This window comes from Sphingobacterium sp. GW821-FHT03E03, from assembly GCF_059420745.1.
This window is the reverse complement of the sequence record NZ_JBWKUH010000006.1, coordinates 210943-231750: the sequence shown is the minus strand read 5'-3', so window position 1 is coordinate 231750 and position 20808 is coordinate 210943. Positions and strand designations below refer to the sequence as shown.

The window sequence follows — 20808 nt, the reverse complement described above, 5'->3', positions numbered from 1 at the left end:
TGGTACCGGATTTAAAATTTACAATTCTTATCAAAAAATAAGGGATTTTAAACTTATTACAGTTTCTTATAATCGAAACTCATAAATGGAAAGTTTGTTGCTGCATAACTTGCATTTGGTGTTTCATCTTTATATACACTATTCAAACGTACTTTCCATAAATCACCGGTTGTTTTGTTTTCTAGAATGTAAGTTCTAGGCCCGTAGCTGCTCATAATGTGATTGCTTAGGTTATAGATGTACCAGCCAGCACTGCTTGGATTTCCTGTTCCATTTAGACTGTTAGAGCCAGCTACTCCAGTTGAAATGAGCGTTCCTGAAGTACTTGCTGTCACTGATTCAAATGCTGTATTTACATAATACAGGTTATATTTAGCCGTATTTACGGTCAAGCTTGCATTTGCTGTACCACTAAATTGAAAATCGTAGCTAGTGGATGTACCACCATCATTGGTAATCAAGTTGTAGTAATAAGTGCTTGCTGGATTTTTCCATTGTGTCGTATCCACCAAATCAGGCACTGTGCCTTGATGGAAGTTGCGTGCACCATAGGTGCCAGTTGCAATCGTTTTTAAGTACCCTTTTGTACCGGTTGCGGTAAAGTTTACTGTGCCTCCGATAGTTGTTGAAGGTGTAACTGCGCGTTTGCTGAGTGATTGTTGCTCTACATTTGGTGCAAGTGAATTGTCTTTGCTACATGATACTGTCATGCCAATCGCGGCAAGACCTAAGGCAACGGATAAAGTTGTGAATTTGATTTTCATTTCTTTTTCGTAATTTTGCCACTTCTACAGTGGGCTAGTTAATAAATATATGTTAATTAGTCAATTTGTTACCGGATGTACCTCGACCGTATATCCGGTTTTTTTTGAATAAGAATTGTACTATTTAGGGTTTTATCTCGAATGTCTTACTGCCTTTAGGCACAATGACATAATCAAAGGAGATAAATACGTGTGGTGAATCTTTAAGCCACTCCGCAGGGTTATACAGACCTTTGTACATAGAAACTGGTCTAATCTTCGCGTAATTACCCTTTGCCGTGCGAACGATCAAGGTTCGTGGTTTGATGACTTTACCATTGAGAAGGGTTAAACCCTTGCCAAGTGCGTAAGCCACATGCTCGTTCTGAACAGCATGTTCACGAACCAAACGACCATAAAAGTCATACAGTAACCAGCCGACACCGTTTCCTTCGTCACCATTTTGATCCATTCCTATCGCATCGCCAATAAGTTTAAACTCAGAATCAGCCGGTACTTCTGTTACTTCGTCAAAATCTTTTTCAACGATCAGGATGCCACCGGTGGCATTATTGCCATAACCGAAATTGCTGCTGTTTGATCCGTTATTCCCAGAGACATGGCTATTAAAGATATTGCTAAAGGCAATGTCCCAGTTTCGAGTTTGACGATTTGTTTCCGGTACGCCTTTATTGGTCTCCAAGCTATAATACACAGTCGGTGCAGCATTTTGGCCATCATTTTTGTCTGTAGCAGCGAAATCGCGTACCGTGATCAATTTATTGTAAAGACCCGTATTGCTTTCTTCTTCTTTTGGTGGCTCGACAATAGGTTCTACTGTTGAATCTGATTTGCTGCAAGCAGTATTGATTGCCAGACCAATGCAGAGCAATGCAATATACTTTGTTCTCGTGAGCTGTCTTGATATATTCATCTGTTATATTTCTATATTTATTTAAAATCATTCTAAATAATAGTAAAGGTAAAGAGTTTGACCTATAACTTGTGTATGAAAAATGATATTTTATATATTAATTTTGATTTTGACCTGTTTTGTACTTTCAGGATGTGGCTTGAGTTTTTTATCACATTGGAGACAAGCACAAGACAATATTTACAAAAAGAAAAGAATCCATATTGCGATGTGAATACAGATTCTCAGTTAGTCTTGTTATTAAGACTATTTTATAAACTTTTTAAAATTAATATTGTACGTTGCATTTCCATTGAGAGCTGTAATTCCAGCTGCCTGAATAACGAAAAGTTCGTCGCTCTTATCGCTTAGCTTTTCCCCTTTATACATTACGATGTAACGGTTAGGGGTGGGATATACAGCATGATTATTTTTAAAATCATAGATTATCCATGTTGGTCCTGTCGCTGGAGCACCAGCACTGGAAGCATCTATGCCCAATTTTTCTGTGGAGGTTATATTGGCACCTAGTACTGCCGCTAATGTCAATTTTTCAATACTTGTATTCTCTTGATCGAAATATCCCATTTTATAGTTTTCAGCTAATGTATTTTGCAGAGTAGAACCATACATGCCAGATAGATTTATCATACTTTTTGATTCCTCCTGAACACTATTTGTCTTGAAATCATAAAAAACTTTTGAGCCTGCGGGAACTTCAATTTTTGCGACTGCCGTTATAGCTGTTGCATCGTTAAGTTTGCTTTCTTCAACTTTATCATCATCCTTGCTACAAGAAGTAAAACCGAAACCCAAAGCACAAACAAGTGCTGCTGTTGTAAATAATTTGTTCATCTTTAATTTAATTGCGTAATTTTTACTTATTATAATGTATTTGTATTCAAGTTTTTACTACCGTCTTCCTGCATGTAATATTTAAAAGTGTAGTAGGGGGCGGGCCAGTTCATATTGGTCACTGCTGAGGGATTTCCCTTATAGGCATTGATCAATTGCAATTTGGCATATTTGCCATCAGGTAGGCGAATGGCATAAGTACGGTTTGGGAGGGCCTGCATGATATGCGTGCTCAGGCTGTACTGAAACCAGCCGAGCGATTCGGAATTGGATGCCCAGCCAATTTTACCGGTTCCGCTTTTATTGAATTCTTCATCCGAAGGGGCGACCGTAAGGCTTTGGTAAGATTGCTTTAATAGCATGACAGCTGTATTGTTGGCCTCCCCCTGATACCCCGGATTGAATTCATCCATGGCATTGTTGACAAAAACTTCAGAATTATATGGACCTGTAAAAGCAATGTCCCAATCTTTTGTTTTCAGCCATTGGATGGAGTCGGCCTTTGTCTTGATCCAGATTTGCTTTTTGTCCTTAAATCGGAAAAGAAACATGTTGAAGGGTCGTTTTTCTTTACCCTCGGCACCGTCACCCATTGCGGCATCGGTGTCGCCAGCCAGATCTTTAATGACCACACTCTTGCCATCTTCTAGTCCAATCGTATAGTCTTTGTCCTTCCCGCAGGAAAGGAGCATAAGTGCCAGAAAACCTGAAAAAATACAACGTCCAATCTTATGAAATGAAAGCCAGATGCTGCATTCCGCTATAATGATGTTAATTGTTCTCATTGTTTTATCTACTATTTTGTGTACTTCTCTTTAGCTTTAATATCCAATCTCTAATCCTTCATCCAGCGATAACTGACTCCGCCCATAATTACCCTGCCCGGCTGGCCCAAAAGGTAGCGGCTGGTGAAATTGAATAGGTTGTCGCCGATCAGACGAAAGGTTAATCTTCGGTTCATTAGACTTTTTTCGACCGTCATATTCACAAGTGTATGGTAGGGGATAAAGATGTCATATTTGTCAATGAATTGATTGCCGTTATTCTCCTGAAAGGGTGTTTTTCCACGGAAATTGATGCGGGCATTGACGTTTACTCCCCAAGGTTTATATTCGTATTGGGCTTTGAAATTGAACATATGGCGCGAACGGTCCTCAATTCCCCAATAGTCTGATTTTTTACTTTGCCGATAGAGGTCGGTTGCCGCATCATTGATTTGGTTATAGGGGTAATTGCCAGCTGCAATGCTATCCAACACACTGAGATCCTTTGCGATCAGGTATTGATAACCCATGGACAATTGTAGATCTTTGGTCGCCTGATAGGTCATGGAGACTTCAAAACCTTTGTTCATCGCTTTCGGTAAATTACGGTAACTGTAGATCTGTGCGATGCTAGTACCGTTACCTACGCTGACGGTATTGATCTGATTGTTGATGCGGTGATAGAAAAGGGAGAAATCTGCCTGAAATTTCTTTGAAGGATTCCAGGTTAGTCCGATATTGTTGGACAGGCTAGTCTCGGCCTTTAGGTTGCCGGCGACTAAATTCAGCATATAGCTGTTCTTATAACTCAATTCGCCCGCCTGGTCCATGGCGGCAATAACGTCGGCTACCCGTTCGCTTCCCACAACTAGATAGTTGGCGGCTGGGTTGAAGAAGACCTGATAGCGCATCTTGTAGTCTGGTGCTTTGAATCCTGTACCAAGGCCGCCTTTGACCAATAAGGTTGGACTGATATGGTATTGCAAACCCAAGCTTGGACTCAAATGCCCGTTATAGACGTTGGTTTGATCATAGCGCAAGCCTAATGTCGTCAGCAAACGGTCAATCGGTTTCCATTCCGTCTGAAGATAGACAAATGCGCTGTTCAATGAGCGTTTGGCATCCAGGTCCTGATTGTCCATTTGCTCTACACTGCCACCTATTCCACCGGTGAACTTAAGTTGTTGCACCGGACTGTAGGCAAATTGTTGTTCGATGCGATGTACATTTTGGCCAAATTCTTCAGCGCTGGCCAAAACCCCTTGTTGCAGCCACTGTGCCGCAATCTGAGAATGGAATCTGGAAAAGTAATATCGTGTCATGCTACGCAGGCCCGAATCAAAATTGTGGTCGTAGCTGGCCGATAGATTAATGTCCTGATCTTTTTGTTTATCCTGTAGCGTTCTATCCTCCGACCAGGCATTGATCATTTCGGATTCACGCGCTGCAAATCGACCCGTGATGCCCAGTGTTCCAAGTTTACTGGTGCGGTAGCGTACCCGTCCCTGAAAGCTATAGTTGGTATAGGGGGGGAAGGTTGTACTTTTCGAGTTGAGGTATTGTTTGTCGGTATTGAAACCATCCGTACGGTAATAGTTGCCGGAGACAACAGCGCTGCCGCGCTGATTGGAAAATGGTGTTTCGCCCTCTATTGTTGCATCGACCGTATTTAATGTGCCGTAGAGTAGCGAAGCATGTGCTTGGGGGGTTAGGGCGCCATGACGTGTAATGATATTGATAGCACCGCCAAGTGCATCGCTGCCGTATAAACAGGACGATGCTCCCTTAATGATCTCAATGCGTTCGATATTGGTCACTGAAATACGTGAAAGGTCAAAATTACCGCTATTACGGCCAAGCATAGGCTGCCCGTCGACCAAGACCATGACATAGTTGCTGCTAAACCCCTGAATTTGCACACCTACAGCTCTGGAGCCACCTGCAATATCGTTCACAATGGCAATACCGGTCTGCTCTTTCAGCACTTCGTCTAACCTCCGACTCCCCATCAATTCAATCTCTCTCTTGGTAATGACCTTGACCGGCATAGCTGCATTTTCAGCTTTGATCAAGTTATCAACAGCTTCCAATTTGCGGTTGACCTCAACCTCGTCGATCTGACGGTTATCTGTTTGTAAAGTGATTGTGAGTTGCTGGTTTTTATCCGTCAAATCTACAAATTGACGCAGCTCCTTATAGCCTAATGCTTGCGCGACAAGTTCATAACGACCCGTATAAAGTTTATTAAATTGAAATCTCCCGGCTGTATCGGTCTTAAAAGCGTATTTATCCGGATACAAATAGACGGTCGCACTGGCTATTGCCTTGTTCGACTCGTTTTTTAAAGTTCCGGAAATCTTCCATTTTTCCTGGGCTTGCACAACATAAATTTGGCAGGCACATAAGGTGATTATCGTATTTATTCGAATAGAAGAGAGGTTTTTAAACACTATTTTTATTTTTAATCATTCTAAATAATGTTACAAAAAACGGGAATACTATTGGATTTTTCTATATGCAAATTGTCATAAATTCTATTTATTTCGATTTTTATTATTGGTAAGGGGGTTTATTTTTCAGTGTATTAGTCTGTTTTACAACTGCATATATTGTTTTTGTTGTTGTTTGAGTTTATTTATATGGATTGAAAATAATTTGTATTTAGACTGATTATTGATTTGTTTTGTAGTCAAATAACAGTGCTGTGCCGAAAAATTGGAATCAAAATTCTGTACAGTTTTAAAGGAGTTAAAGAAAGAGATGCGTAGAATTTACTTAATTATGCTATGTTGTTTGTTGCATATCGGCGGATGGGCAAACGCGCAGCAACGGATTATTACATTGAACAGTTCGCTGACGGAAACAATTTATGGGCTTGGTTTAGGCGATCGCATGATCGCAACAGATGTGACCAGCATCTCCCCAAAAGCTGCAGCGGCATTGCCGCGGGTGAGTAAAAACCGTTCTGTTTCGGCTGAAGGGGTATTGTCTTTTAAACCTACGCTTGTACTAGCAAATGAGGGGGATGTGGCCAATGCGGTCATTCAGCAGATCCGTGCCGCCGGTGTAAAGTTTATTTCGGTCAAACCGAATTATTCTGCTACTGGCGCTTTACGCTATATCCAGGAAGTGGCGGATGCTATCGGAGAGCCATCCTTAGGGAAATCTTTGGTATCACATACAAAAATAAGTTTGGATCATACACTAGCATTGGTGAAAAAAGAAAATAAAGGTAAAGCAGTTCCGAAAGTATTGTTTTTGTATGCGCGCGGAACAGGGACAATGAGTGTGGCAGGAAAGGGTAGCAGCCTGGATGCCATGATCAATTTAGCCGGTGGAAAGAATGCCGTACAGGAATTTTCGGATTTTAAGCCGTATACGACGGAGGCATTGGTGCAGGCCAATCCAGATATTATATTACTGTTTGATTTTGGTGCGAGTAGTTTAGGTGGAAAAGAAGCTATTCTTAAATTGCCGGGGATGCGCATCACGAATGCCGGTAAAAATGAACGTATACTGGTGATGAATGCCTCCTTACTAGTCAACTTTAGTAATCGGCTGCCTGATGCGATCTTGGAACTGCACCGTGGATTTGGAAAAGTAATGGATTCAAAATAGATCAGGTGCAAAAGAAACAAAAGTTAATATTGCTGGCTTTGAGCCTGATATTGTTTATTACGTGTATTATTGCATTAGGTCTGGGAGCCTATCATATACCGGCAGGAGATATTTTATCCATGCTCATGCAGAAGCTGCATTTGTCTGCAATTTCTAATCAAGACAGCATGCATGCCGACGTTTTATTTGAGATCCGTATGCCACGTTTATTACTGGGGCTTTTGGTCGGAGCCGCTCTGGGTATCTCGGGCGCCGCCATTCAGGGAATTTTTCGAAATCCGCTCGCAGAACCCGGGTTAATCGGTATTTCTTCTGGCGCCTCCTTGTTCGCTGTACTGATTATCGCATTTGAAACGTTCCTGTTGACCTCGCTGTCAGCGTGGCTGGGTTATTATATTTTGGCTTTTGGTGCTTTCGTTGGTGCCGGACTAACTGCATTTTTAGTGTATCGTATTGCCAGTAAAAATGGCCGCCCCAATGTGACAACGATGCTGTTGGCAGGTATCGCCATCAATGCATTTGCGGGCGCGCTTACAGGTTTGATGACTTACATGTCTACAGAGCAACAGCTCCGCACCATTACGTTTTGGATGCTGGGCAGTCTAGGGGGTGCAACCTGGGACAATTTATTGGCTATAGGTCCTTTTATATGTATCTCCCTGCTTATTCTTCCGTTTTTTGGAAAGTCTTTGAATGCATTTGCCCTGGGTGAACTCCAGGCCGATTTATTGGGGATGCGTACTGATCGTGTAAAAAGGTGGGTGGTCATCTTATCGACTTTGGCTGTCGGTGCCTCGGTAGCTGTCTCGGGAATTATTGGTTTTGTAGGACTTATTGTCCCGCATACTATACGTCTGATGGGAGGGCCAGATCATCGTTTTGTACTTCCGGGCTCGCTGCTCTTAGGTGCTTTGGTGCTGACGCTGGCGGACGTTGTCGCCAGGGTATTGGTAGCACCCATAGAATTGCCTATCGGTGTGATTACGGCCCTGTTGGGGACGCCTGTATTTTTGTATATTTTAATCAAGGATAAATAGTCTTCTTTCGGATGTTTAAATACTATTTTTTATGTTGCGTGTAGAAAAAATCAACTATGAGGTGAAAGGCCGAAAACTACTGAAAGACATCACCTTTCAGGTTCGTAAAGGTGAGATTTTAGCTGTCCTTGGAGCTAATGGGGCCGGAAAGTCTACCTTGATGGGGCTCCTGTGTGGTGAAAAGAAGCCTGATTCTGGACAGATTCATTTCAATGGCAAATTGTTGTCTGCGTACGATGCAGCGACATTGTCCAAATGCAGGGCGCTCCTGAGTCAGCAGCAACAGATGACATTGAGTTTTAAGGTGGAAGAGATCGTATTGATGGGGAGGTATCCGCATTATAAAAATACGCCCACAGTGCGTGATCATCAGGTGGTGGCCGAAACGATGGGGCTCTGTGGTGTCACGGCATTCGCTGACCGGGATTTTTTGAGCCTTTCAGGGGGGGAGCAACAACGTGTTCATCTCGCGCGTGTTTTAGCACAGATCTGGGATAATCCCGACGCGCTCCTGTTACTTGACGAACCTATTTCGGCTTTAGATCTGCATTATCAGCAAAAGGTGCTGGCGATTGCACGTGCATTGGCCCGTAAAGGATTTATGGTTATTTTGATTGTCCATGATGTTAATTTTGCAGCGATGTATGCCGACCGAATCCTGATGCTTAAACATGGACGTAAACTCTTTCATGGTACACCAGTGGAGGTTTTGGCACAGAAGGAAATCTACACGATTTTTTCGGTTGAATCCAATGTGATCATGAATCCACGTACATTGAAGCCTTATGTTCAATTGAAGGAGATGGAGATTGACCTGGAGTAGACCTGACAATCTTCACGTTGTTTCTGTCTAACAGGGATTTATTTAGATAGATTATAAATAATTTTTATTTACCACCCTAATTCGTTAATTTTAACTGTATCAGGCTTATTTGGATTGTAATCATGTTGGTGAAAAGTAAAATAGTTGAGTTGGCGGATTGGCTTTTTGAAGAAGAAATTCCAGACGGATATGTGCCTGATAAGCCTTTAGTTGAAAATAAAATCACGATCCATACGGAGCCCGTTCACATGGAGAATTTTCAGCTTTCTACCTCGGGTTTGTTTATATTGCATTCGAAAATGCAATTTGATCGGCCCGTTCAGATATTGACCGAAATCGAAGGGGAGACCATTACCAGTCAATTTATATTTTTTAAACCAACGGAGAGTAAATTGCCCTATGGGATGAGCAGACATAATATCCGGTATATTCCATCTGTTAAATCGATTCATCAAGTGGAACCTGGTATAGAGTATACCTATTTTATTGCTGTGATATCCAAGGAGTATTACCTGAATCTTATTAAGCGGGATTCATTATTGCACCAGCAGTTTGTGCATGAAATCGAAAAAGGGGAGTATACATCGTTTTCAGAAGAAGATCTGATGGCGACCTATGAGATGCAGCACACCATAGCCGAACTCATCGAATCGAAGAAAAAAGGTGAGATACGTCGGCTGCATACCGAGTCTCGTATTGTTGAATTGTTGATGTATCAATTTGAGCAGTATAACGAGAAAAATGATCAGGCCGTTTCATTGTTCCATGACGAAGATGTGCAACGTCTGGAGCTGGCCCGGCAGATTCTCGAACAGCGTATTGCCAATCCACCGACACAAAAAGAACTCGCGGCAGAGGTATTGACAAGTGAAAGTAAGCTGCGAAAGGATTTTAAAGAATATTTTTCGGTTACAATCCACGATTATCTCACTCGAATCCGCATGGAAAAAGCCAAAAGTTATTTATTGGATGATAAGATGACAGTTTATGAAGTTGCTTTGCTGACCGGATATGGTCATCAGAATAACTTTAGCAGTGCGTTTAAAAAATACTATGGAATTTCCCCCGGCGAGCTTAAAATGTAATTAGCTATTCTTTAGGGGCAGGATTATTTCATCGTGCAAAGCATAGCAATCGTACTCCGGCTGCATTTTTCGGCTATCCAGTCCCGTAAACTTGCTAAATGCCGGTAGGATAATCTGTTGTGCGGAGACCCAGAAGCAGGGCAGACGGAGATGTTTATTGGGGGGAAGCTTAATACTGACGCCCGGATGAATATGTCCACTGATGGTGAAAGCCGAAGGAGCTATGATCGGTTCATGTATAAAGGAGATCTGCTCCAGCTCGAATTTGTCGTTATGATAGATCAAATCAATCTGCTTAGCTAATTTCTCCACCTTTCTATCATGGTTACCCAGGACGAGATGAAAATTGAGATCAGCATATTTTTGTTTAAACGCTGCCAGTAAAAGTACTTCCTGATTGACTCCTGCATGAATAAGGTCGCCGACAACCAAAATATTACCCGCCTGGTAGTGATCAATTAAAGAAGCTAGTCTTTGGAGGTCGAGGCTAGATGTATCTGAAGGGATAGGAATTCCATGTTTACGGAAATGTGCGGCTTTACCGAGGTGAAGGTCGGATAGAATGAGGGTATTCTGCTTCGGCCAAAAGATCGTACGTTGATTGTTAAGGATGAGTGTTTGTTTATTGAATGTAATGTGCTGTTCCTGTATATTCATTTTCTTCGTCCACGTTTTGATTTATTTGCATGCTCCATGCGTTGAATCCGTTCGATCAACGCTTCACTAGAAAGGGACTGACGTAAACTGTCCACTTTGATCGGGAAACTTAACGGTGTATATTCCTCTGCAAAGGTATAGATGATTTGGCTATTGTTTATTCTCTCAAATGCTTTTATCAGACGGTATTCCTCGAGTTGTTGGTTGAACACTTCGGTGAAAGCTTGCTTTAACAATAGATTGTCCGGATCATGATCCATTAAAACACGAAATATAATACCCGAGGAAGCTTGCAAGGATTTGTTGTTTTGTTGGGTACCAGGATAGTTTTGTATCACCAATCCGGAAATTACAGCAATATCGCGGAATTTGCGGCTCGCCATTTCAGCAGCATTGATGCTACTGATCACATCTTCCATGAGATTCTCCCGGCTCAGTACCTCGGTTAATTGCGCTTGATCCAATTGAATTTCTTTATCGGAATAAAGTTCGAAGCCATAGTCATTCATGGCCATGGAAAAACTAATGGGGTAGCGTTTGCTGATCCGGTAAGCGATCAGCGCAGCCATGACTTCGTGGATCAATCGGCCTTCCAGGGGATAGAAAAACAGATGGTGTCCTTCTCTGGTCTTGATGTGCTCGACAAGAAATTGTGACTCACCGGGCACGGCCGAGAGGCTTTGCTGCTTCTGGATCAACGGCGCGAGGAAGCGCAATTCTTTTTCAGTGTTGTCGGGACTTATTGCTTCTGCAAGTTTTTTACGTAGAAAATGGCTCAGGTTGGAAGAAAGTGGTAATCTGCCTCCCAACCAGCTTGGTGTGATGGCCTTACCAGATGAATTTTTGACAAATACAGTCATATCCTTGACCATAACAAGTTCGAGAATCCGGCCAGCAAGGTTAAATCGTTCGCCTTTCTTCAATTTGCTGATAAAATATTCCTCAATCATACCGATATATCCGCCCGAGAGGAACTTTACGCGCATCATCGCATCACCAACAATAGCGCCGATATTCAGCCGATGGAGCAGGGCGATGCGTCTATTTTTTATTATCCAGTTGCCATCATTGTCCTGTACTACTTTGTGAAATTCTTCATAACGTTTGCCGATTTTGCCACCTGCGGTGATAAAATACATACACCATTGCCATTCCTCATCTTCCATATAGTGGAACGCATGGGTCCGGGCAATGATCTGATGGAGTTCTGTCGATTGGAAACCGCCCCCGAGCGCGATCGTGACCATAAATTGCACTAACACATCGAAACCCTGGACCATGGGGTCGCGGTTTTCTATCGTTTGGGTTTTGACAGCTTCCTTTAAAGCGGCAACTTCGACGAGTTCCAGGGAATGTGTCGGAACGAAATAGATAATGGATGTTTCAAAAGGGCTGTGGCCACTTCTTCCGGCGCGTTGCATAAATCTGGCGACACCTTTGCTTGATCCGATTTGAATCACGGTGTCCACAGGCTTAAAATCCACGCCCAAATCAAGTGATGAAGTAGATACCACTGCTTTTAGCTTTCCACTGCTCAGATTTTCTTCGATCCATTCGCGTATGTGAGCATCTACTGAGCTGTGATGCAGTGCAATCTGTCCCGCAAAATCGGGATGCGCTTGTAGTAATAGCTGATACCAAAGTTCACTTTGGCTACGGGTATTGGTGAAAAGGATCGTACTCTTGCTTTCCAGTATAATGGGGACAACCTGATTTACAAGATTGCCTCCAAGATGCCCGGCCCAGGGAAGGAGCTCCACTTTGTCGGGATAGATGGATCTTATCGCAATTTTCTTTTTCTCCTTTGCGATAATCTGCACGCTCTTTTTTGCTGCCGGCAACAGTACATCCATCGCTTGATCCAGATTGCCTATAGTGGCGGTGATACCCCAGATCTGGAGATCTTTATATTTATATTTTAAGTATGATAATGCCAGTTCGACCATGACACCACGTTTATTTCCAATAAGTTCGTGCCATTCATCTACAGTGATACAGCGGATATTTCTGAAATATTTGTCACGTTGTTTTTGAGCGAGCAGGAGATGAAGGCTTTCCGGAGTCACCAAAAGGATATCGGGCATTGCTTTGGTTTGTTGCGCTCTGATCTTTGGATCAGTGTCCCCATTCCGTACCTGTACGATCCAATCCAATCCGATATCGTCTATAGCGGTCTGCATTGCTCTGGCCAAATCCTTTGCCAGGGAGCGCAAAGGCGTGATCCATAGTAATTTTAGTCCTTTTTGGTAGCGTTCGGGATGATTCATGTAATCGATCAAGACCGCCATAAACACCGAAAATGTCTTGCCAAATCCTGTCGGGGCAATGACCATTCCACTGTATCCCAGCATGTACCGGTCCCAGGTTTTAACCTGAAAGCCAAAAGGGGTATTGCCCAAGGATTCAAAATAACGATTGACGACCTTGAATCCTTCACTGTGTATTATCTTCTGACTCAACTTATGGTATTAGTTTTTTAATATTTTCCAATGTATCTATATCCGCTGCTTTTTTGTCCCTGCGCCAACGCAAAATGCGTGGGAAGCGCAGGGCGACCCCCGATTTGTGGCGTTTGCTGTAGCCTATTCCTTCGAAGGCAATTTCAAATACAAGTTCGGGTTTAACAGTTCTTACGGGCCCGAATTTCTCCACGGCATTCTGCCGAATATAGCGACTTACCTCTAGTATCTCTTTATCTGTAAGTCCCGAATATGCTTTTGCAATGCTTACTAAGTGATCACCATCTTTAACCGCAAAGGTATAGTCCGTATAATGTGCACTTCTGCGCCCGCTGCCTTTTTGCGCGTATATCAACACGGCATCGATGGTCATGGGATTGACTTTCCATTTCCACCAGCCACCTTTTTTTCGGCCAACATAATAGATGGAGTCTTTCTTTTTAAGCATAATGCCTTCACTGTTCAGCGCACGCGAGGCCGCTTGTAATTTCCGTAGGTCTGACCAATTTTCACCATGAATAAGTGGAGACAATTGGATTGTGGAACCAACTTGACCTTGGCACAACTGTTCCAATAATTTACGCCTTTCTTGCAGCGGCTCAGATCGGAGGTCTTTACCATCCAGCTCCAATAAATCATAAAGGTATGCAACAATAGGGACTTCTTCACGTAAAGTCTTGGAAATTACCTTGCGATTGATCCTTTTTTGTAGTTCATTAAAATTCAATATCTGACCTTCTTTCGCGGCGAGGATTTCACCATCCAAGACAAAGCTCCCTTTCCATTGTTTGAGCGCCTCGGTGATCTCTGGGAACTGTACAGTGACAAGTTCCTCGCCTCTTGACCAGATAAAGATTTCGTCGCCTCGTTTTATCAGCTGTCCGCGTATACCGTCCCATTTGTATTCGCATTGCCATTCCGCAATCAGACCGAGTTCTTCCACTTCTTTTTCAACAGGGTAGGCCAGACAAAAGGGATATGGTTTTGAGAGGCTGGTATCGCTATATTCGCCACGAACGAGTTTGTCAAATGCGTATTCATGAGGATTCCACTCGCCCATAATACTGTGGGTAACAATACTTGGTTCGATCTGGAAATGTGTCGCAATGGTATTTATCAGCCCTTTGGACGATATTCCTAAGCGAAAGCTGCCACCCAACAATTTGTTGAAAATAAAACGCTCAATGGTGTTGAGCTTGTTCCAGGAAGTGAGCACAAAAGCTTTTTTTTCTTCCATTGAAGCATTTGCCAATTGTAGGATTTCTTCCATCCATTCGCTGAGACTTTTGTCTATTTTTTCAGATGCGGGGGGCAGTAATAAAGCTAAGGTTTCGGAGAGGTCACCGACAGCAGCGTAGCATTCGATAAACAACCATTCTGGAATACCGGTAATTTCCATTACCCAAGTTTTAAGTTCTTTGATGGAAATCACACGCCTTGGCCTTTTGCCGGTCATTAAAGCGAGAAACCAGCGTTTATCTTTCTCAGGCGCAAAGGTTAGAAAGCGGATAATCGCTTCTTTTTTTAAACTGGCTTTATTGCTGCTGTCCAATGCATTGATCAATGTCGCAAATTCTATCATACGCTTAATTCTTCTCCGTAATTCGTATTTACCTCCTCGGCTTCAATACCTATTTCATTCAGATATTTGCTGAATGAGGCTGTCTGTCCATGCGTGACATACACTTTTTCAGCCCCACTTTCCTTTACTGCTTGCAACAACCCATTCCAGTCCGCATGATCGCTGATAGCGAAACCTGCATCTGCGCTGCGCCATCTTCGTGCACCACGGATTTGCATCCAGCCGGAGCATATCGCATAGGCAACATGTGGTATCTTTTGGAGCAGTTGCGTATCAAGTAATGCCGGTGGTAGCAATACGATCTTGCCGTCGAGCTGTTTCATATCCGTCATCAGGTCGATAATTTGATAGGATGGTAATTTTATACCGGCATCGCTATAGGCCATATTTAATTTAGCGATACTATTATGCACATATATTTGGCCCATATCCTTTACCGCATTTAATATCCTTTGGGACTTGCCCAATGAGTAGCCAATAAATACGGATGTCTTTTTGTATCCCTGATTGTGTGTGATCCATGCATTTAATCGTTGATTTTGGATTTCGACACTTTCCCAGCGATAGAGCGGCAGACCAAAAGTACTTTCGGTAATTAGCTCATGACATTTTACGGGTTCAAATGGGGTAGACAGCCCATCATCCTGGATCTTGTAATCTCCGGTAAAGACCGTCACTTTACCTTTGTATTCCAATCGTATCTGTGCTGAGCCAATGATATGCCCTGCAGGATGTAAAGAAATTTTTACACCGTTGATCTGGATCGTCTGGTTGTAAGCTAAGCCTTCAACCCGAATATCGGACCCAAGACGACTTTTCAATATACCAACGGTAAAATGGTGACAAAGATACTTGTTCATGCCCGGGCGCGCATGGTCTGCATGGCCATGTGTAATGATAGCAAGATCAACGGGTTGCCACGGGTCCAGGTAAAATTTGCCGGGAATACAATAAATGCCTTTTGATGTGAATTGAATCATATCGAATCCTTGTTTTTGACAACATGACTTCTATTTGTAGCATGTTATGTATTCAAACAGGCAGGGATAAGTTAAAGTTTTGTTTATTTTTTAGTGAAAGTCGATCCTAGTGATTAAATTGCGGGGGTAAGGAAATTTTTTACCTGAAGAATGGATCCGGTTAATTTTTTTACATTTGTTTACTTTGATTCTTAGTTTAAGCGCTCTATGATATTGATAGTCGATGACAACCCAGATAATATTTATTCGTTACAAAAGTTATTGGAATCCAAAAATTTCAAAGTCGATACTGCCCATTCCGGTGAAGAGGCTTTAAAGAAGATTTTAAAATATAATTATGCTTTAATCATATTGGATGTGCAGATGCCCGATATGGATGGTTTTGAAGTTGCTGAGAACATTGCAGGATTCAGTAAGACTAAGGAGACACCGATTATATTTTTGTCTGCTGTCAATACCGATAAACGTTTTATTACAAAGGGTTATGATTCAGGAGGGCTGGATTACGTCACCAAACCTGTCGATCCGGATATCCTGATGCTCAAAGTCAAAACATTCTATCGGCTGTATGAGCAGACTCAGGCCCTCAAGGATATCCAGCAGACTTTGGAAATGGAAGTGGAAAGACGGAAGCAGGCGCAATCGGAACTTCGTTCAAAAGTTGACTATTTACATACCTTACTGGAATCTTTACCACAAATTGCTTTTACCTGTGACCATCTTGGTAATATTGGCTTTGTCAATGGCCGTTGGTTCCAGTTTTCGGACAGTGAGAACACATTCCCGCAGACGCATCCTGAAGACCGGTCGATCATGGCTGAATTGCAGGAAAGTCTTGAGTCCGGTAAACCTTTGGAAATGGAGGTACGGGTTAAAAAGCAGGATGAATCCGGTTATACATATCAATTATTAAGGGTGTGGCCCATTTTAGAGAATGGCGAAAATAATTGGGTGGGGACATTTACTGACATCGACGTCCAAAAGAAAGCGGAGAAGGAGAAGGATGAGTTTTTGAGTATTGCGAGCCATGAACTGAAAACACCGCTAACAAGCATCAAAGCTTATATGCAGCTACTTGACCGCAAGTTAAGTCTCGACAAAAGCTGTCCAGAGGCCAAGTATGTTGGCCGGGTTCAGGATCAGGTCGAAAAGCTCAACAGTTTGATCACGGATTTGCTCGATCTGTCGAAAATCGACAATGGTAAACTAGGGATCAATAAAAAGGTATTCTCGCTTGAACGAATGGTACAAAATGCCATTGATTCCATTGTTCAGACCCATGATCAGAGTAATATGGAATTGTATAGACAGGGGGATATCTCGGGACTAATGGTCTATGGTGATGAGATACGCCTGGAGCAGGTTCTTGTTAACTTTTTAACAAATGCTTATAAGTATGCCGCCGGGACAGAGAAGGTGATCGTCGATTGCAGTGTAATGACGGATGTCGTAAAAGTCAGTGTAATTGATTTTGGAATCGGTATACCTGAAAACAAACTGTCTGATGTTTTTGACAAGTTTTACCGTGTAGAAGAAACTTCCTTTGATTTCCAGGGACTGGGAATAGGGCTTTATATTTGTTCGGAAATTATCCGTAGCCATCAAGGTACCATTGCCGTCGAAAGTTCTGTCGGTAAAGGGGCCACATTTTATTTTACATTACCATTAAATCTGCCTACAGATGCCAAATAAAACACTTAATAACTTATCTATAGGAATTGGTTTTTCACTCCTTGCCCTGTTGGTGAGTTCTACAGCATCGTATCTGGGGATTAAAGAACAGAATAAACACCGTCAGGAGCTGGCCGTTACCCGAAAAATAATCAGTTTATCAAATATTATCCTTAACTCTCTGCAAGGGGCAGAAACGGGAAACAGGGGGTATCTGCTCACGGGGAAGGAGAATTACCTGGAACCATTCAACCAGGCTTTAGCGAGCCTACCGGGTGAGTTGAAGGAAATAAAGGAGCTTACGAAAGCAGATCCTGAGCAAAATGTTCGCGTAGATAGTTTATTTACAGCGGCCCAGCAAAGGTTAGCCGTATTAAAGGAGTCGGTGAATGTCAAAAGGAACGGTGGGACTGTTAGTCTGGCGCAGCTGGATGAGAGCAAATCCGCCATGGACAAGTGCCGTAGCATCATTAAGGATATTATTCATTTCGAAGATGATGGTATCGATCAGAAATCTATCAATTTAGATAATTCTTCGTTTATAACGACCTTATTTATTGTGATCAGTGCATTGCTATCACTGGTGATTACGGCATACTTTTATTTTCGGCTAAGGGCAGACTTTCTTAAACGCTTAGCACTGGAAAAGTCGCTCCGTGAGAAGGATGAAGGGATTGCCCGCAGATTAAATATGGTTCAAAAGATCACTAATCGTATTGCGCTAGGGGATTATGATGTCAAAGCGGAGGATATTGAGGAAGACGACCTTGGCGCGATAGCAAAATCCGTTAACCGGATGTCAAAAGCCTTAAAGAAATCATTCGATCAGCTTAAAGATAACGACTGGCTGCACATGGGATATGCCGATCTTTATACCGGATTGGTTGGTAACAAAACCGAACGGATACTTACCACAGATTCGGTAAGGGGATTGGTCAATTATATAGGGGCTATTACCGGAGCGATTTATGTTTTTAATGAGGAAAAACTTGAACTATCTGGTGCTTACGGATTGGACCCAAAAGCACAGCAATATTTTCTCCCAAATGAAGGTTATGTCGGACAGGTCTTTGTTGATAGGGAAACGAAAATTATAAATAATATAAACACGGAAGACTATATCGTGAGTTTTGCCAGTGGAAAGGTCAATGTACAGCACCTTATTTTTGTACCTATTGTATTGGCTGATCAGGTATTGGGCGTGCTGGAGATCGGGCACCGTCAGCCTTTTGCGGAAATTGAATCAACATTCCTGACGGAATGTGCCAGACAACTTGGTATCGCTATCGCTTCGGCGAGGGGCCGGGCTAAAATTCAGTCACTTTTGGAAGAAACTCAAGTACAATCTGAAGAATTGTTGACCCAGCATGCGGAGCTGGAGAATCTGAATACGGAATTGGAGGCGCAGACCTTGCGTCTGCAGTCGTCCGAGGAGGAACTGAAGGTGCAGCATGAGGAATTGATGCAATCAAACCAAGAACTGGAAGAACGTTCAAAACTGTTGGAAGACAAAAATCTATTGATTGCCGAACGTAACCTGGAAATTCAGCAGAAAGCGGAAGAACTCGCTTTAAGTACCAAATATAAGTCTGAGTTTTTGGCAAATATGTCCCATGAGCTGCGTACACCATTAAACTCCATCCTGCTACTTTCGCGTTTGCTATCTGAGAATAATGAACACAATCTTAGCGCTGACCAGATCGAATCGGCTAAAGTGATCCAAAGCTCGGGAACGAGCCTTTTAACCTTGATCGACGAGATATTGGATCTTTCAAAAATTGAGTCGGGTAAAATGACATTGGAGTATGCGACACTGAATTTAAATGATATCTCGGCAGATCTGAATAATTTATTTCTTCCGATTGTCAATGAGAAGGGCCTGACGTTCACAATCAATATTGATCCCGGGGTCAATAAAAATTTTCAGGGCGACCGGCTTAGAATTGATCAGGTGCTACGGAATCTGATTTCAAATGCGGTTAAATTTACAGCAGCCGGTGAGGTGAGACTGGATATTTACGAGGATAGTACCGATAAGGATAAGCTTGTTTTTGCCGTGATCGATTCGGGTATAGGGATTCCGCTGGAAAAACAGAAGATAATTTTCGAGGCTTTCCAACAGGCGGATGGTTCGACAAGACGAAAATTTGGAGGGACAGGACTAGGTTTGTCTATCAGTAGAGAGATTGCACGCTTGCTGGGCGGTGAAATCAGGCTTGAGAGTGAGGAAGGAAAGGGAAGCACGTTCTTATTTGTTATTCCGAATCATCCGGTAGAGCCCGGGGAGCTGCGTACGAAAGAAGAGTTGCTTGTAGAAGAGATCCATTCTGAAATAGAGGAGGTGCGCGAGCTTGTGGCGGATGACGTCTATAATCCCGCTACAATACGTATTCCAGAGGAGTTGCCTGATGATCGGGATAGCATTGTTGAAGGCGATAAGGTTATTCTGATTGTCGAAGATGATATCAATTTTGCGAAAGCATTATTGAAATACACGCATAGTCAGCACTACAAGGGTGTTGTTGTTGTGCGTGGGGATCATGCATTGCCGGCGGCCAAGAAATATCACCCACAGGCGGTTCTATTAGATATTCAGCTGCCAATCATGGATGGCTGGGCAGTAATGGATGAGTTAAAAGGGGATAAGACCACAAGACATATTCCGGTACATATCATGTCTTCACTTGAAGTGAAAAAGGAGAGTCTGTTAAAAGGTGCAATTGATTTTATCAATAAACCCGTCGCTTTGGAGCAAATGACATCTGTTTTTCAGAAAATCGAATCTGCTTTGAGTAGGTCTCCTAAGAAGGTGCTGATTGTCGAAGAGAATCCTAAACATGCTAGCGCATTGGCTTATTTTTTAAGTAGTTTTAATATTTCACTTGAAGTAAAAGATAATGTTGAAGATAGCATCACAGCGTTGGGGACTGCTGAGGTAGACTGCGTAATTTTGGATATGGGTGTTCCCGATGAAATGGGTTATAATACCCTGGAGGCCATCAAACAGCATGAGGGACTTGAAAATTTACCGATTATCATATTTACGGGTAAAAATCTGTCGAAGTCAGAAGAGCTGAAGATTAAAAAATATGCAGATTCGGTAGTTGTTAAGACTGCACATTCTTATCAACGGATTTTGGATGAGGTCGGCTTATTTCTGCATTTGATTGAGATAAACAGCTCGGATGATGTGCGACGAAAAAACAACGGACTTGGCGCATTAACGGATGTGCTGAAAGGAAAAAAAGTGCTGGTGGCCGATGATGACGTTCGCAATATATTCTCGATGACAAAAGCGTTGGAGAAATTTCAGGTACAAGTTATTCCAGCAATGGATGGCAAGGAGGCGCTGGACGTATTGCGCTCGGGTGAAGCGATTGATATTGTGCTGATGGATATGATGATGCCCGAAATGGATGGGTATGAAACAATCAGGAATATCAGGCAAACACCTCAATTTGCGGCATTGCCGATTATCGCAGTCACCGCAAAATCAATGATTGGCGATCGCGAAAAGTGTATACAGGCCGGAGCTTCGGACTATATATCGAAACCTGTGGATATAGACCAGCTATTGTCGTTACTGCGTGTATGGTTATATGAAAATTAATTAAGGCGGTT

The 20808-nt window shown here is 42.6% G+C and carries 15 protein-coding genes; 6 read left to right on the top strand and 9 right to left on the bottom strand.

Going from position 1 to position 20808, the window contains the following annotated elements; translation table 11 throughout:
• Positions 1 to 56 precede the first annotated feature (56 nt).
• The 5 genes from AC07UV_RS10245 to AC07UV_RS10225 form a co-directional block, all read right to left on the bottom strand.
• Positions 57 to 764 (bottom strand): hypothetical protein, encoded by a 708-nt coding sequence (locus AC07UV_RS10245; RefSeq protein ID WP_495183628.1) that lies wholly within the window; start codon positions 762 to 764, stop codon positions 57 to 59.
• A 124-nt stretch (positions 765 to 888) separates the two neighbouring features.
• Complete coding sequence (locus AC07UV_RS10240) at positions 889 to 1677, bottom strand: HmuY family protein (protein ID WP_495183627.1); 789 nt, start codon at positions 1675 to 1677, stop codon at positions 889 to 891.
• A gap of 246 nt (positions 1678 to 1923) precedes the next feature.
• The gene (locus tag AC07UV_RS10235) at positions 1924 to 2511 is read right to left on the bottom strand and encodes a hypothetical protein (protein ID WP_495183626.1); all 588 of its coding nucleotides are present in this window, start codon (positions 2509 to 2511) and stop codon (positions 1924 to 1926) included.
• A 29-nt stretch (positions 2512 to 2540) separates the two neighbouring features.
• A complete protein-coding gene (locus tag AC07UV_RS10230) occupies positions 2541 to 3296 on the bottom strand; it encodes an HmuY family protein (RefSeq protein ID WP_495183625.1) in 756 nt (251 codons plus the stop codon).
• 50 nt (positions 3297 to 3346) lie between these two features.
• Positions 3347 to 5725 carry a TonB-dependent receptor gene (locus tag AC07UV_RS10225; protein WP_495183624.1) on the bottom strand — a complete coding sequence of 793 codons (2379 nt, stop codon included), beginning with the start codon at positions 5723 to 5725 and terminating at the stop codon, positions 3347 to 3349.
• A gap of 310 nt (positions 5726 to 6035) precedes the next feature.
• Between AC07UV_RS10225 and AC07UV_RS10220 the strand changes: the two genes are divergently transcribed.
• From AC07UV_RS10220 to AC07UV_RS10205, 4 genes are all read left to right on the top strand, one after another.
• The gene (locus tag AC07UV_RS10220; protein ID WP_282254120.1) at positions 6036 to 6893 is read left to right on the top strand and encodes a heme/hemin ABC transporter substrate-binding protein; all 858 of its coding nucleotides are present in this window, start codon (positions 6036 to 6038) and stop codon (positions 6891 to 6893) included.
• Positions 6894 to 6898: 5 nt separating this feature from the next.
• A complete protein-coding gene (locus AC07UV_RS10215) occupies positions 6899 to 7930 on the top strand; it encodes a FecCD family ABC transporter permease (protein ID WP_495183623.1) in 1032 nt (343 codons plus the stop codon).
• A gap of 31 nt (positions 7931 to 7961) precedes the next feature.
• Positions 7962 to 8753: a heme ABC transporter ATP-binding protein gene (locus AC07UV_RS10210; protein ID WP_495183622.1), complete on the top strand. Its 792-nt coding sequence runs from the start codon at positions 7962 to 7964 to the stop codon at positions 8751 to 8753.
• A gap of 122 nt (positions 8754 to 8875) precedes the next feature.
• Positions 8876 to 9838 carry a helix-turn-helix transcriptional regulator gene (locus tag AC07UV_RS10205; protein WP_495183621.1) on the top strand — a complete coding sequence of 321 codons (963 nt, stop codon included), beginning with the start codon at positions 8876 to 8878 and terminating at the stop codon, positions 9836 to 9838.
• Here AC07UV_RS10205 and pdeM read toward each other — a convergent pair whose 3' ends face one another.
• From pdeM to AC07UV_RS10185, 4 genes are read right to left on the bottom strand one after another with little or no spacing between them, the layout of a single operon-like run.
• Positions 9839 to 10495, bottom strand: a complete 657-nt coding sequence (gene pdeM, locus AC07UV_RS10200; protein ID WP_495183620.1) for a ligase-associated DNA damage response endonuclease PdeM — start codon at positions 10493 to 10495, stop codon at positions 9839 to 9841. It abuts the gene before it with no gap.
• Entirely contained in the window at positions 10492 to 12954 is a 2463-nt protein-coding gene (locus AC07UV_RS10195; RefSeq protein ID WP_495183619.1) for a ligase-associated DNA damage response DEXH box helicase, read from the bottom strand. Before AC07UV_RS10195 ends, pdeM begins: the two co-directional genes overlap by 4 nt.
• 1 nt (position 12955) lies before the next feature.
• Positions 12956 to 14536 carry an ATP-dependent DNA ligase gene (locus AC07UV_RS10190; protein WP_495183618.1) on the bottom strand — a complete coding sequence of 527 codons (1581 nt, stop codon included), beginning with the start codon at positions 14534 to 14536 and terminating at the stop codon, positions 12956 to 12958.
• Positions 14533 to 15516 carry a ligase-associated DNA damage response exonuclease gene (locus tag AC07UV_RS10185; protein ID WP_495183617.1) on the bottom strand — a complete coding sequence of 328 codons (984 nt, stop codon included), beginning with the start codon at positions 15514 to 15516 and terminating at the stop codon, positions 14533 to 14535. The genes AC07UV_RS10190 and AC07UV_RS10185 overlap by 4 nt, the downstream gene beginning before the upstream one ends.
• 207 nt (positions 15517 to 15723) lie before the next feature.
• On the opposite strand from AC07UV_RS10185, the gene AC07UV_RS10180 reads away from it, so the two are divergent.
• Together AC07UV_RS10180 and AC07UV_RS10175 are read left to right on the top strand one after the other, a co-directional pair.
• Positions 15724 to 17208 carry a hybrid sensor histidine kinase/response regulator gene (locus AC07UV_RS10180; RefSeq protein ID WP_282254136.1) on the top strand — a complete coding sequence of 495 codons (1485 nt, stop codon included), beginning with the start codon at positions 15724 to 15726 and terminating at the stop codon, positions 17206 to 17208.
• Positions 17198 to 20797: a response regulator gene (locus AC07UV_RS10175; protein WP_495183616.1), complete on the top strand. Its 3600-nt coding sequence runs from the start codon at positions 17198 to 17200 to the stop codon at positions 20795 to 20797. Before AC07UV_RS10180 ends, AC07UV_RS10175 begins: the two co-directional genes overlap by 11 nt.
• Positions 20798 to 20808: the final 11 nt, after the last annotated feature.